Source organism: Hanstruepera ponticola, from assembly GCF_002940745.1.
Taxonomy (GTDB): Bacteria; Bacteroidota; Bacteroidia; order Flavobacteriales; family Flavobacteriaceae; genus Hanstruepera; species Hanstruepera ponticola.
Window position 1 is genome coordinate 2,138,623 of sequence record NZ_POTB01000001.1, and the last position, 14,301, is coordinate 2,152,923.

13 protein-coding genes are annotated in these 14,301 nt (G+C 35.2%); 8 read left to right on the plus strand and 5 right to left on the minus strand.

Annotation, left to right across the window (positions count from 1 at the left end; genetic code table 11):
- Positions 1-32 precede the first annotated feature (32 nt).
- The 3 genes from trmB to C1S72_RS09695 are packed head-to-tail and all read left to right on the plus strand — an operon-like array spanning position 33 to position 1,671.
- Positions 33-713 (plus strand): tRNA (guanosine(46)-N7)-methyltransferase TrmB, encoded by a 681-nt coding sequence (gene trmB / locus C1S72_RS09685; RefSeq protein ID WP_104735399.1) that lies wholly within the window; start codon positions 33-35, stop codon positions 711-713.
- Entirely contained in the window at positions 710-1,339 is a 630-nt protein-coding gene (locus tag C1S72_RS09690; protein WP_104735400.1) for a LysE family transporter, read from the plus strand. The genes trmB and C1S72_RS09690 overlap by 4 nt, the downstream gene beginning before the upstream one ends.
- Positions 1,339-1,671, plus strand: a complete 333-nt coding sequence (locus C1S72_RS09695; RefSeq protein ID WP_104735401.1) for an MGMT family protein — start codon at positions 1,339-1,341, stop codon at positions 1,669-1,671. Before C1S72_RS09690 ends, C1S72_RS09695 begins: the two co-directional genes overlap by 1 nt.
- Here the strand turns inward: C1S72_RS09695 and C1S72_RS09700 are convergent.
- Entirely contained in the window at positions 1,668-4,049 is a 2,382-nt protein-coding gene (locus C1S72_RS09700; RefSeq protein ID WP_104735402.1) for a T9SS type A sorting domain-containing protein, read from the minus strand. The two genes, C1S72_RS09695 and C1S72_RS09700, sit on opposite strands and share 4 nt — an antisense overlap.
- Before the next feature lie 12 nt (positions 4,050-4,061).
- Positions 4,062-6,899 carry a T9SS type A sorting domain-containing protein gene (locus C1S72_RS09705; RefSeq protein ID WP_162919952.1) on the minus strand — a complete coding sequence of 946 codons (2,838 nt, stop codon included), beginning with the start codon at positions 6,897-6,899 and terminating at the stop codon, positions 4,062-4,064.
- A gap of 232 nt (positions 6,900-7,131) precedes the next feature.
- Here C1S72_RS09705 and C1S72_RS09710 point away from each other — a divergent pair, with 232 nt between their 5' ends.
- The 4 genes from C1S72_RS09710 to C1S72_RS09725 all read left to right on the plus strand — a co-directional run bounded on the left by C1S72_RS09710 (position 7,132) and on the right by C1S72_RS09725 (position 9,984).
- Positions 7,132-8,268, plus strand: a complete 1,137-nt coding sequence (locus C1S72_RS09710) for an Mrp/NBP35 family ATP-binding protein (protein ID WP_104735404.1) — start codon at positions 7,132-7,134, stop codon at positions 8,266-8,268.
- Positions 8,269-8,271: 3 nt separating this feature from the next.
- On the plus strand, positions 8,272-8,514 hold the full coding sequence (locus tag C1S72_RS09715) for a NifU family protein (protein WP_104735405.1): 243 nt from the start codon (positions 8,272-8,274) through the stop codon (positions 8,512-8,514).
- A gap of 76 nt (positions 8,515-8,590) precedes the next feature.
- Positions 8,591-9,652, plus strand: a complete 1,062-nt coding sequence (locus C1S72_RS09720; RefSeq protein ID WP_104735406.1) for an NAD(P)/FAD-dependent oxidoreductase — start codon at positions 8,591-8,593, stop codon at positions 9,650-9,652.
- A complete protein-coding gene (locus tag C1S72_RS09725) occupies positions 9,652-9,984 on the plus strand; it encodes a 2Fe-2S iron-sulfur cluster-binding family protein (protein WP_104735407.1) in 333 nt (110 codons plus the stop codon). Before C1S72_RS09720 ends, C1S72_RS09725 begins: the two co-directional genes overlap by 1 nt.
- On the opposite strand, the gene C1S72_RS09730 is transcribed toward C1S72_RS09725, so the two are convergent.
- Positions 9,981-10,880 (minus strand): metallophosphoesterase family protein, encoded by a 900-nt coding sequence (locus C1S72_RS09730; protein WP_104735408.1) that lies wholly within the window; start codon positions 10,878-10,880, stop codon positions 9,981-9,983. The two genes, C1S72_RS09725 and C1S72_RS09730, sit on opposite strands and share 4 nt — an antisense overlap.
- Before the next feature lie 77 nt (positions 10,881-10,957).
- Positions 10,958-12,136 carry an acyl-CoA dehydrogenase family protein gene (locus C1S72_RS09735; protein ID WP_104735409.1) on the minus strand — a complete coding sequence of 393 codons (1,179 nt, stop codon included), beginning with the start codon at positions 12,134-12,136 and terminating at the stop codon, positions 10,958-10,960.
- A gap of 140 nt (positions 12,137-12,276) precedes the next feature.
- On the opposite strand from C1S72_RS09735, the gene C1S72_RS09740 reads away from it, so the two are divergent.
- Positions 12,277-13,584 carry an amino acid permease gene (locus tag C1S72_RS09740; RefSeq protein WP_104735410.1) on the plus strand — a complete coding sequence of 436 codons (1,308 nt, stop codon included), beginning with the start codon at positions 12,277-12,279 and terminating at the stop codon, positions 13,582-13,584.
- 1 nt (position 13,585) lies between these two features.
- On the opposite strand, the gene C1S72_RS09745 is transcribed toward C1S72_RS09740, so the two are convergent.
- Positions 13,586-14,299: a tRNA1(Val) (adenine(37)-N6)-methyltransferase gene (locus C1S72_RS09745; RefSeq protein WP_394338528.1), complete on the minus strand. Its 714-nt coding sequence runs from the start codon at positions 14,297-14,299 to the stop codon at positions 13,586-13,588.
- Between the last annotated feature and the right edge of the window lie 2 nt (positions 14,300-14,301).

Here is a 14,301-nt window from a genome sequence, read left to right on the forward strand (position 1 = left end):
ACCCAAACTTTTATAAATTATTAAATAATTCAGTGGGAAGTAAAAATAAACTCAAACGCTTTAAGGAAAACGAGACTTTTGATAATGTGGTACAGCCAACAAGAGATCAATTAGTTAATAGTGGATTCGATTTAAAAGGTAACTGGAATAGCGATTTTTTTAAAAATGAAAATCCAATTGTATTGGAACTTGGTTGTGGTAAAGGTGAGTATTCTGTTTCGTTGGCAAAAAAATATCCTAACAAAAATTTTATTGGTATTGATATAAAAGGGGCTCGTTTTTGGCGAGGAGCAAAAACAGCTGTTGAAGAAAAGATAGAAAATGTTGGGTTTTTGAGAACTCAAATTGAACTGATAGACTATGCTTTTGCAGCCAACGAAGTAGATGAAATTTGGATTACCTTTCCAGACCCGCAAATAAAGTACAAGCGCACAAAACATCGCATGACCAATTCAGAGTTTTTAAAACGTTACAAAACCATATTAAAACCGGATGGCATAGTAAACCTTAAAACGGATAGTGAGTTCATGCATGGTTATACTTTAGGGTTATTGCATGGCGAAGGCCATGAAGTTTTGTACGCCAACCATAATGTATATAAACAGGAAGGTAGTCCAGAAGAAGTGACCAGTATTCAAACCTTTTACGAGAGTCAATATTTAGAACAAAACAAACCAATTACGTATATTAGGTTTAAAATCAAAGGCTCTTGAATATAACAGTTGTATTTTTATCAGGATTTGTTGCAACATTTTTGGCCACATTGCCACCAGGTTTATTAAATATGACAGCTGCCAAAATTAGCTTAAAGGATGGGCATGCTCGTGGTATCACTTTTTCATTGGGAGCTTGTTTTGTTATTATTTTTCAAGCATTAATAGCCACGGTTTTTGCTAGATATTTAAATAAACACCCTGATGTTATTGATGTCCTGCAACGAGTTGCTTTTGTTATTTTTGTTCTTATTTGCATTTATTTTTTATTCATTGCAAAAAAGACAGATAAAAATGACGAAAGTGTTGATGTAAAAAGTAAATCCAGTCGTTTTTTTCAAGGAGTATTTTTGTCAAGCATCAACGTATTTCCCATTCCTTTTCAAGCTTATATAGCTATTACCATAGCTTCATTTGGCTGGTTAGATTTTGATAATACCGGAATTACCGCCTACGTGGCTGGCGCTAGTTCAGGAGCTTTTGTAGCCTTATATATTTATATGTTCTTTTTTGAGAAAATAAAAGGCACTAAAATGACTTCTCAAAAGAGCATGAATCTTTTAATAGGAATCATTACTGCAGCCATAGCTATTATTACTTTGATTAATATTATTAAAGAACTCTAATGAAACCCGAAACATTAAATTTCTTTGAAAAAGTATATGAAGTAGCTCGTCAAATTCCTTATGGTCGTGTAACGAGTTATGGTGCTATTGCAAAATTTCTTGGAGCTGCCAAAAGTGCTAGAATGGTGGGCTATGCCATGAATGGGTCTGGAGGTAAAGATGTGCCTGCTCATCGAGTTGTAAACAGGCATGGTTTGCTGACTGGCAAGCACCATTTTGATGGTACCAATCTTATGCAACAATTGTTAGAAAGTGAAGATGTTTTGGTTATAGATAATCAAATACAAGATTTTGAAACCCTGTTTTGGGACCCTCAAAAGGAACTGCGTTAATCTTTCATAACTTTTCTAACTGTTTCACCATTTCCTGTTTTAATCTTCACAAAATAGGTTCCAGTTGTGAGGTTTTCAGTTGATATGGTCATTTGGTGTTTTGTGCCTAAAACAGCAATTTCCTGAATCACTCTTCCAGAAATGTCAAAAATGGTGACATGTTCGATAGGCTGTTTAGATTCCAGATTCAGAATGTTGGTCGTCGGATTCGGATATAATACCATACCATTATCAGCGAATCCAAACTCATCAATACTTAAGGCAGCTACAGTTGTTGTAGCCTCGTTGGTTATGATGGGGAAGTTGTAATCAAAGTAAATTTCGGCATTGTTATCAAAAGAGTCTCCCAAAACAAGTGTATCGAGCGTTTTGATTTTAAAAGCGACATAGCCATCGTTGTTAGCATCGTCAAAAGGAAGATTGATATCCTCAAAGATAAACTCAATGTAATGGTCATTGCCTTGATCTTTTATACGAGCAAAGAAGTCATGACTAGAATGCAAAGGCACCAGTGTAGATAGGTCATATTTAGTAATATCAATATCATCTTTCACCACAATATTGATGGCACTAGCCGTTCCTGTATTTTCAAACCGAATCAGATAGTTCACATACTTACCAACTTCTTCAGGTGTAATATAATCACCTTCCAGGCAGGTTTTGTCATTGGGGTCAAAAGAGTTAACAACGGTTTGATTAAAGACTGCTGTATTGTCATCAGGAGTCTCATCAGTTTCAGAATGGTTAACCGATGCTTCATAAACCAAAATATCATCGCCATTAACGGGAGGTGTATCGGTTGGCGCATTAAGACCCATTGTGAATGTAATTTCACGAACTTCAAAAGGTGCTAAATCTGTAAAATTCCAACTTAACATACCACCAGTTTGCGCATCTTGAGAAGGAGTAGCAGAAACAAAGTCCATAATATCATCCTGAAAGGTTAAATCTACACCACCAGAAAGTGTGGTTGTACCCTTGTTTTTATATACTATTTTATAGTCTGTATCAAAACCAGGACGCGCACCTTCCAAAGGCAACACAGCAACTTCCAAGTCGTTATAAGTACCATTGGCTGTCACACAAAAATCCTGAACAAAAGGACTGGTGTCAGAAGGAAAATTGACGGTAAGACTACTTGGAGAAGCCGAATAATATTCTGGGTTTTCAAAATTGGGTGCAATGGTATGAGAACCGGAATCTATATACAATGTAAACGTTCCATCGGTGTTTGATATAAAATTATCATTTATGGAGTTACTGGTAATATTGTAATTAACATTTTGCATGGCAATATCACTAACATCACAGCCATCATTGTTAGAATCAAAAGTAGTTTCGCCTTGTACAATGAAGAATTCACCATTTGGCTCAAAAGAGCAATAAGAAGAAATAGCAACATCTGTGTAACCAAATTCAGTTAATTTGTTCTGTACCTCATCGAAATTATCTTCGATGGTGCAAATCACCGAAAGATTAGGATTGCCATCAAAAAAAACATCACCACCCCAAGCTAGACTTTCCGCATTCCCCAAATTTAAGGAGATAAATTCATTATTACTGGCGTATAAGTTTAATAGCAAATTGTTATTACTGATGTCTAATGAGGTGAGTAAATTATTTGCACAAAAAATACCCTCAAGATTAGGACTATTGCTGATATCTATTTCAGTTAGATAATTATTGTTAACACTTAAAGTTTCCCATGTTATGGGACAAAGGTTAATTGAAGTCAGTTCATTATTATCAACAAATAAATCATCAATGGCTTGTAAATTTGATACGTCTAACGTAGTTAGGTTATTATTACTCAAATCTATTAGCCAGAAACCGTGTTGATCTGTAAAACTTGTAAAGTCTATAGACGTTAATAAATTATTACTACAATTTAAGTATTCAAGCGATGCCTGTAAGGTTAAATCTATTTCAGTTAAAAGATTGTTATTACATTCTAACCATACCAAATCTGCCGAAGAAATGTCTAAATTTGATAGAAGATTATTGCTGCAGATTAAATCGTTCAATTGGGTCACGACTCCAAAATTTATAGAAGTCAATTGATTATTGCTGCAGTTTAAGGATCCAAGCAAAGTTAATGCACTTAAATCAATTTCTGTGAGGAGATTATCACTACAATTCAAATAAACAATATTGATAAAATATTCGATACCACTTAAAGACGATATAGAATAACCGGAAACATTTAAACTACCATTTTGAGCTTCAGCTTCACTAATCTGTATTTCACCATCATTGTTGGTGTCAACACCAAGTTCAATAAGAGCAGCTTTGAAATTAGCATCAGGTATATCAATTATTTGCGCTTGTAGGGAAAAAGAAAATAATAGGGCTGCGGTAAAAATGTAAAGTTTTTTCATTGAGTATGGAGTTTATTCCTTAATTACTTTTTTGATGGTTTCACCATCAGCGGTCTGTAACTTCACAAAATAAGTTCCCGTTGTAAGGTTTTCAGTGGATAGGGTCATTTGGTGTTTTGTGCCTAAAACAGCAATTTCCTGAATCACTCTTCCAGAAATGTCAAAAATGGTGACATGTTCGATAGGCTGTTTAGATTCCAGATTCAGAATGTTGGTCGTCGGATTCGGATATAATACCATACCATTATCAGCGAATCCAAACTCATCAATACTTAAGGCAGCTACAGTTGTTGTAGCCTCGTTGGTTATGATGGGGAAGTTGTAATCAAAGTAAATTTCGGCATTGTTATCAAAAGAGTCTCCCAAAACAAGTGTATCGAGCGTTTTGATTTTAAAAGCGACATAGCCATCGTTATTAGCATCGTCAAAAGGAAGATTGATATCCTCAAAGATAAACTCAATGTAATGGTCATTGCCTTGATCTTTTATTCGAGCAAAGAAGTCATGACTAGCATGCAAAGGCACCAGTGTAGATAAGTCATATTTAGTAATATCAATATCATCTTTCACCACAATATTGATGGCACTAGCCGTTCCTGTATTTTCAAACCGAATCAGGTAGTTCACATACTTACCAACTTCTTCAGGTGAAATATAATCACCTTCCAGGCAGGTTTTGTCATTGGGGTCAAAAGAGTTAACAACGGTTTGATTAAAGACTGCTGTATTGTCATCAGGTGTCTCATCAGTTTCAGAATGGTTAACCGATGCTTCATAAACCAAAATATCATCGCCATTAACGGGAGGTGTATCGGTTGGCGCATTAAGACCCATTGTGAATGTAATTTCACAAATTTCAAAAGGTGCTAAATCTGTAAAATTCCAACTTAACATACCACCAGTTTGCGCATCTTGAGAAGGAGTAGCAGAAACAAAGTCCATAATATCATCCTGAAAGGTTAAATCTACACTGCCAGAAAGGTTGGTTGTACCCTTGTTTTTATAAACCAGTTTATAATCAGTATCAAAACCGGGTCTGGCAGCTTCAGTTGGTAATACGGCAATTTCCAAATCGTTGAAGGTGCCATTAGCCGTTACACAAAAATCCTGGACATAAGGACTGGTGTCAGACGGAAAATTGACGGTAAGACTACTTGGCGAAACTGAAAAATATTCTGGGTTTTCAAAGTTTGGTGAAATGGTATGAGAACCAGAATCAATATACAATGTAAACGCTCCATTGGTGTTAGCTATAAAACTATCATTTATGGAATTGCTGGTAATGTTATAAACAACATTTTGCATGCCAATATCACTAACATCACAGCCATTATTATTAGAATCAAAAGTAGTTTCGCCTTGGACAATATAGTATTCTCCATTTGGCTCAAAGGAACAATAAGAAGAAATAGCAACATCCGTATACCCAAACTCAGTTAATTTGTTTTGTACCTGATCAAAATTTTCTTCTATGGTGCACACTATCGAAAGATTTGGATTTCCATCAAAAAAAACATCATATTCCCAAGCTAGACTTTCTGCATTACCAAAATTTAAGGAGGTGAATTCATTATCACTGGCGTATAAGTTTATTAGTGAACTGTTATTACTGATGTCCAAAGAGGTGAGTAAATTATTTTCACAAAAAATACCCTCAAGATTTGGACTATTGCTGATATCTATTTCAGTTAGAAAATTATTTCTAACACTTAAAGTTTCCCATGTTATGGGACAAAGGTTAATTGAAGTCAGTTCATTATTATCAACAATTAAATCTTCAATGGATTGCAAATTTGATACGTCTAACGTGGTTAGGTTATTATTGCTGCAATCTAATGTCCCAAATGAAGATTGATTTGAAAAATCTAAAGAAGTCAATAAATTATTACCACAATATAAGTAATGAAGATTAGGCGCATTGTTAATGTTTAACACAGTTAATTGATTGTTACTACAACTCAAATTATAAAGTGTTGTAGAATTTACAGTTAATTCAGTTAACAGATTGTTTCCACACACTATCTGGTTAATATTTAAATTTCCTAAAATTAAAGAAGATAACAGATTGTTATAACAGATTAAGCTATTTAAAGTTGTCATTGTAGAAACATCTAAAGAAGTTAATTGATTATCATTGCAGGTTAAGCTATTTAAACTTTCCATAGAGGAAAGATTTAAAGATGTTAATAAGTTGTTGCTGCAATCCAAACTAGAAAAATCCGGAGCATTTATTTGTAAGGATGTTAGTTGATTATTATTACAATTAACGTTCAAAAGTTCAATTGAATTAGGAATAGTTAAATTTTCCAGTAAATTATCTTGGCAGTATAAACGTTTTAAATTAGTAAAATCAGCAATATTTAAAACCGATAGTTGATTATTACGACAATTCAATTCTTCGATATTGACCAATCCACCTAATTCTAAACTTGTTAATTGATTATCACGGCAATTCAAATTTATCATATTTTCCAAACCGCTTAAATCCAAAGAATTCAGGACATTATTTTCGCAATACAAATAACTTAAGTTTATTAAATTACTTAAGTCTAAACTAGTTATTTGGTTATCGTTACAACGTAAGCTTTCTAAATTCGTAAATGACTCAATGCCCAATAATGATGTTATAGATTCATTATCAACATTCATAGAAACAATTTGTAAGGCTTCACTTGTTTGAATTTCCCCGTCATTATTAAAATCTGCATCAGTCCATGCGCCAACACCAGTATTACAACAAATTGTACTGGTCAAAGCATTCTTAAAATTAGCGTCAGGTATATTAATTATCTGCGCTTGTAGGCAAAAAGAAAATAACAGGGCAGCGGTAAAAAGGTATTGTTTTTTCATGTGGTTGATTAATAAGTAATTAAATATACAAATTAAAATAGCAACACTATAAATGACTTGAATTGTTGTATAAATCATTTCAATAAAAGCGTTTCAAAATCTAAACAATTCACTGTATATTTGCACTTTAGAATGATTCTTAATTAAAACAGAAATAAGAATAGAGAAAAAGGAATTTACGCTATAAACACATGTCTTTGCTCTTTTGTCTTTGTTCTTTTGTCTCAAGAAAATGAAATTAAACAAACAAGATATATTTAAGGCGCTTGAAACTATAACGGCTCCTGGTGAAGGACGAAGCATGGTAGAAAGTGGTGCCGTTAAAAATGTGGTGACATTTGGTGATGAAGTCATTGTAGATATTACCATCGCCAACCCTAGTTTGCAAGCCAAAAAGAAAACAGAGGTAGATATCATGAAAACCATTCATGATAAGGTGTATGAGAAAGCAAAAATAACGGTTAATGTGAAGGTAGATGCGCCTGCAAAGCAAACAAATAATGTCATTAAAGGGAAAGAAATTCCTGGTATTCAAAATATTATAGCTGTAGCTTCAGGAAAAGGTGGAGTTGGTAAATCTACGGTAACGGCTAATTTGGCTGTCACCTTGGCTAAAATGGGCTTTAAAGTCGGTATTTTGGATGCTGACATTTACGGACCTTCAGTACCAATTATGTTTGATGTTGAAAATGAAAGACCTTTAGCAGTCAATGTTGACGGAAAGTCTAAAATGAAACCTATTGAAAATTATGGTGTAAAGGTTTTATCTATAGGGTTCTTTACGCAACCAAACCAAGCTGTTGTTTGGAGAGGACCTATGGCTGCCAAAGCTTTAAACCAAATGATTTTTGATGCTCATTGGGGAGAGTTAGACTTTATGCTTATTGATTTACCTCCTGGAACGGGTGATATTCACTTAAGTATCATGCAATCATTACCAATAACTGGCGCTGTTGTTGTTAGTACGCCTCAAAATGTTGCTTTGGCTGACGCAAAAAAGGGCGTTGCCATGTTTCAGCAGGAAAGTATTAATGTGCCTGTTTTAGGCATCATTGAAAATATGGCTTACTTTACACCTGAAGAGTTACCAGATAATAAATATTATATCTTTGGAAAAGAAGGTGCCAAAAATTTAGCTGAAGATTTACAAGTGCCATTTTTAGGGCAATTACCTTTGGTGCAGAGTATTCGTGAGGCAGGTGATATAGGACGACCAGCAGCTTTACAGACAGCTACTGTTTTAGAACAAGCGTTTGAGACTTTAACGCAGAATGTTGTTCAAGAGCTGGTTAGAAGAAATGATAACTTGCCACCAACTGAAGCAATAAAAATTACGACCATGGCTGGATGTTCAGCTGTTAAAAAATAAAACATGAATACAGAAGAACTAAAATTAAATATAGAAAAAGCATTGGATGAGATTCGTCCGTTTCTACAGAGTGATGGTGGTGATATTTCATTGCTTTCTATTGAAAATGATAAATTGGTCAAAGTCCAACTTCAAGGTGCATGTGTGGGTTGTAGTGTTAATCAAATGACACTAAAATCTGGTGTAGAAATGACCATAAAAAAGTATGCGCCACAAATAGAACAAGTTATTAATGTTGAAGCTTAATTTTTTTACGAATGTGACTTATGTCACATTTAATAATTAAAGTAAATAATAACTTTGTTTTCGAAACTTACAATTCATGATTAAAACAGATATACTTATAATTGGAGCTGGTCCAACAGGTTTATTTACTGTATTTGAGGCAGGGCTTTTAAAACTTAAATGTCATCTTATTGATGCATTACCACAACCAGGAGGACAATGTTCAGAAATATATCCTAAAAAGCCCATTTATGATATTCCAGCTTATCCAGAAATTTTAGCAGGTGATTTAACAGATAAATTGTTGGAACAATGCAAACAATTTGAACCAGGATTTACACTTGGAGAGCGCGCAGAAACAATAGATAAACAAAAAGATGGTACCTTTATAGTAACAACCAATAAAGGAACAAAACATCATGCACCTGTAGTTGCTATTGCTGGTGGTTTGGGGAGTTTTGAGCCGCGTAAACCTTTAATTCATAACATAACTGATTTTGAAGATAAAGGTGTTGAATATATGATAAAAGAGCCTGAAATGTATCGCAATAAAAAGGTGGTAATAGCAGGTGGTGGCGATTCGGCATTAGACTGGAGTATTTTTTTGAGTGATGTGGCAAGCGAGGTAACGCTCATTCACAGACGAAACGAATTTAGAGGACATTTAGATTCTGTTGAAAAAGTTCAGGAATTAAAAAATTTAGGGAAGATAAATTTAATAACACCTGCTGAAGTTACAGGCATTGTAGGGCATCACCACGTGAAAGCAGTTGTTGTTTCTCAAGCAGAGCATATTGAAAAAGAATTTGAGATTGAGTGTGATCATTTTATTCCACTGTTTGGTTTATCTCCTAAATTGGGACCTATTGCAAATTGGGGTCTAGAGATTGAAAAAAATGCTATAAAAGTAAATAACGCATTAGATTATCAAACCAATATACCTGGGATTTTTGCCATAGGTGATGTGAACACGTATCCAGGAAAGCTTAAGTTGATTCTTTGTGGGTTTCACGAGGCTACTTTAATGTGTCAAGCTGCTTATCAAATTATTAATCCTGGAAAACGGTATGTTTTAAAATACACAACAGTTAGTGGTGTTGACGGTTTTGATGGGACTAGAAAAGAAGCACCAAAGGCTGTTGTAAAAGCTATAGAGTAATGGAACAAGACATTAACATAAAAATAATTGATAGAGATGGTGTAAAACATGAGGTTATGGCACCAACAGATATGGCTATGAATTTGATGGAAGTTGTTAGGTCTTATGAATTAGCTCCTGAAGGCACCATTGGTATTTGTGGCGGAATGGCTATGTGCTCATCGTGCCAATGCTATGTGTTGTCTGATCATGAATTACCTGAAATGCAAGATGATGAAGAAGCTATGTTGTCAGAAGCATTTAATGTAAAGGATAATAGTAGGTTAGGTTGCCAATTGCAAATTAATCCTGATATGGAAGGTCTGGAGGTTGAGCTCGCTCCAGAAATTTAATCCGTTTTATAGTCTATTAATTTTTGAGGTCCTTCCAAAAGAACTCTTACTATTTTGAGTGTGCCATCATCGGTTGTGGCAATTTGCCATTTAATTAAGGATATTTCACCATTTTCAATTTCTATTCCAGTTATACTTCTAGGATGAACACAGCTACCATCATTAAAAAAGGCGATGTCACCTGGTTCAGGGAAACGTGGTCTGTGAGTGTGCCCAACAATTGTAATGAGATTACTGTTATTAATAATCCATTTTTTAATGCGTCGTTCAACTTTAATAAGCTCCTTATAATTTTTAGCAGGACTCGTTGGATCAGCAATGCCCATGACATTCAATGGTTTCCAGAGTACTCGAACCATAAATCGGCTCCATTTCCAAAATGTATAATTCCACCAGTCAGCTTGATGACCATGGGTTAAAAAAAGCCGTTGTTGTGTTTTTTTGTGTTTTAAAACTAACCCTTCATGATATGTTAGGTTTTTAAAAAGTTCTTCATCTTTTCCTGTTATTGGTTCAAAATAAGTAGATAAATGTTTCTCAACATATTTTTGATCCTTGTAAACCATATCATGATTCCCATATAGTAAATGCAAACGTTTATTTTGATGGAAAGCCTTTAATAGTAAAAAAACATTTTTATGAGCTTCGAATATAGATTTAAAGGTTAGATTCTCCCAAAGCTCGTCGCCATCGCCCAATTCACAGTATGTAAAACCTTCAGCATAATAATGCTTTAAAGCATGAAAGTAAATATTACGGTTGTTGGCAAAATCATCAGCAAAGCTATTGTCACCCCTATGACAGTCACTAAAGAGAACAAACTTGCTCGAATCATCAAATTCAACAATAGGAGATTCTTTGTAGGCTTTATTTAATCGTTTTTTACTGGAAAACATATAGTAAATGTAAACAAAAGTCCATAAAAAAAGCGAACCACAATGATTCGCTTTATAATGTTTTTAGAATTTACTATTTATTTAAAAGCATTCAAACCAGTAATATCCAAACCAGTAATTAATAGGTGGATATCGTGGGTACCTTCATAAGTAATCACACTTTCCAAGTTCATGGAGTGGCGCATAATACTGTATTCACCGGTAATACCCATACCACCTAACATTTGTCTGGCTTCACGAGCAATGTTTATAGCCATATCCACATTATTGCGTTTCGCCATGGATATTTGAGCTGATGTAGCTTTACCTTCATTACGTAACACACCAAGCCTCCATGTTAATAATTGAGCTTTGGTAATTTCGGTAATCATTTCTGCTAATTTCTTTTGTTGTAATTGGAACTGACCTATTGGCTTGCCAAACTGCATACGTTCTTTACTATATCGTAAAGCGGTATCATAGCAATCCATTGCTGCTCCAATGGCTCCCCAAGCAATACCATAGCGTGCAGAATCTAAACACCCTAGTGGAGCACCGAGTCCTGATTTGTTAGGTAATAAGTTTTCTTTTGGTACTTTGACGTTATCAAAAATAAGCTCTCCAGTTGCCGAAGCTCTTAAAGACCATTTATTATGGGTTTCGGGCGTTGTAAAACCTTCCATGCCGCGTTCAACAATTAGTCCATGAATTCGGCCGCTTTCATCTTTTGCCCAAACAACAGCTACTTGTGCAAAAGGTGCGTTACTAATCCACATTTTGGCACCATTCAATAAGTAATGATCGCCCATATCCTTGAAATTGGTAACCATACCTCCAGGGTTAGATCCATGATCAGGCTCTGTTAACCCGAAACAACCCATCCACTCACCGCTGGCTAATTTTGGTAAATATTTTTGACGTTGTTCTTCATCGCCATATTTCCAAATTGGGTACATCACCAACGATGATTGCACCGAAGCCGTACTGCGAACACCTGAATCACCACGTTCAATTTCCTGCATAATTAATCCATAAGAAATTTGATCTAGTCCTGCACCACCATATTCTACTGGAATATATGGTCCAAAGGCACCTATTTCGGCAAGACCTCCAATAATTTGTTCTGGGAATTCTGCTTTTTGTGCGTATTCTTCAATAATAGGAGATACATCACGTTTTACCCATTCTCTGGCTGCATCACGAACCAACTTATGTTCATCAGTTAACAGTTCGTCTAAATTATAATAATCAGGTGCTTCAAATAAGTCTGGCTTCATTTTTAATCGAATTTTTAAGTCTGGCCAAATTTAACCAAATACATATAAAAAGGTGAAAGATTTCATTAGAAATATTTTAATTGTACATTTAACCTGCCTCATTTTTATTAATTAGTCAGAAATCGTTATTCAGATAAAAAATGAGCAAAATTCCCCCTAAAATAGGTTTGGTTACCGCAACCTGCATTGTCATTGGAAATATGATAGGTGTAGGGATTTTTATCTTGCCAGCTGCCTTGTCTAAATACGGCAGTATAAGTTTGCTAGGTTGGGTTTTTACAACAATTGGCGCTTTGATTCTGGCGAAAATCTTCAGTAATTTTAGTAAGATCATCAAAAAAGGAGGAGGTCCTTATGCTTATCCCAAAGCTGCTTTTGGTGATTTTATGGGGTTTTTAATTGCTTGGGGCTATTGGCTGTCTTGTTGGATTGGTAATGCGGCTTTGACTGTTGCCATCATCGGGGCATTGAGTTTCTTTTTTCCTGTTTTGGAAACCAATACGCTTTATAAAGTTGTTATTGGATTGGGATTGATTTGGACTTTTACTTGGATAAATACACGAGGAATCAAGGAGTCGGGAAGGGTGCAGGTTGTTACAACCGTACTCAAACTGTTACCATTGGTTTTTGTAATTGTTGTTGGCGCTTTCTTTTTTAGTATTGATAACTTCCCGGAATTTAATTTAACGTCCGAAAGTGATTTTGCCACATTCCCAATGGTTGCAGCACTAACACTATATGCTTTTCTCGGTCTTGAATGTGCTACCATCCCTTCGCAAAGTATTAGGAATCCAGAAAAGACTATTCCAAAAGCGACTATGATGGGAACTATAATAACTGCAAGTGTTTATATTTTAGGAACTGTGGTGCTTTTTGGTATTTTACCAATTGATAGGTTGCAAACATCAGCAGCGCCTTTTGCCGAAGCAGCCCGAATAATTGCGGGTGATTTTGGCGGTTATTTTGTGGCCATAGGTGTCATAATATCTGGATTGGGCGTTTTAAATGGTTGGATTATGGTTACTGGACAAGTTCCTTTGGCAACTGCAAAGGATGGATTGTTTCCCAAGGTATTCAGGAAGGAAAATGAAAAAGGAGCGCCAGCTATGGGTTTGATAATAGGTAGTTTATTGACAACAGGTGTACTGCTTATGAATTTATCAGAAGGCCTTGTTGATCAATTTAAGTTTATTGTAGATATCGTCGTGTTTGTGGCTTTGGTGCCTTATCTCTTTACTGCGGCAGCTTACGTTCTGATCCTGATTGAGAAAAAAGTTCATCTGCAAAGTTGGGTAAAAACTTTTGTCTTAGGTGGTTTAGGCTTTTCGTATTCACTATGGGCAATTTTTGGTTCTGGACAGGAAACGGTTTTCTACGGATTTATTCTATTGGTATTAGGCATACCTTTTTATGTATTGATGAAGTGGAACAAACGCCACCAAAATTGATTTACATATTTAAATAAAAGTCGTTGGTCAGGTTTATATATTCTTGGGTGTATCGGTGACGACTAGTTTCTATGATAAGTGTTTCTGTGACTAATGGTTTTTTTGTGAATGAAAATTCCATTAAACTCCTTTTAATATCGGAATTGGTATTTCCTTTAACATGAAGTGTTCTATTCTGGAAAAGTTTGTGCTTCAATGCTAAATCAACAAAACCTGCTTCTTCTTTAAAAGGGATAATTACAGAAAACACACCTTTTTCTGATAATAATTTTGAAACGCATGCAACTAAATGTTCAAAAGGCATAGCATCTTGAAAACGTGCTAAATCACGTTGCTTGTTATCGGACTTATAATCTTCCGAATAAAAAGGGGGATTGCAGATTATAAGATCATACGTATCTTCAATTTCGTCAGCAAATTCCAATAAAGAGGCGTGATAGCAGAACAACCTATCGGACCAAGGAGCTTGTTCAAAATTGTCGACGCATTGTTCGTAGGCATTATCATCAATTTCAATGGCATCAATCATTCCAGCCTGACTGCGTTGGGCCATCATAAGAGATAAAACACCCGTTCCAGCACCAATGTCCAAAATTGAAAATGGATGGTGGTCTAGCCTTGTCCAACTACCCAATAAAATGCCATCGGTGCCAATTTTCATGGCACAGTTATCTTGATTTATGGTAAATTTTTTGAATTTGAATTCGGACATGATTA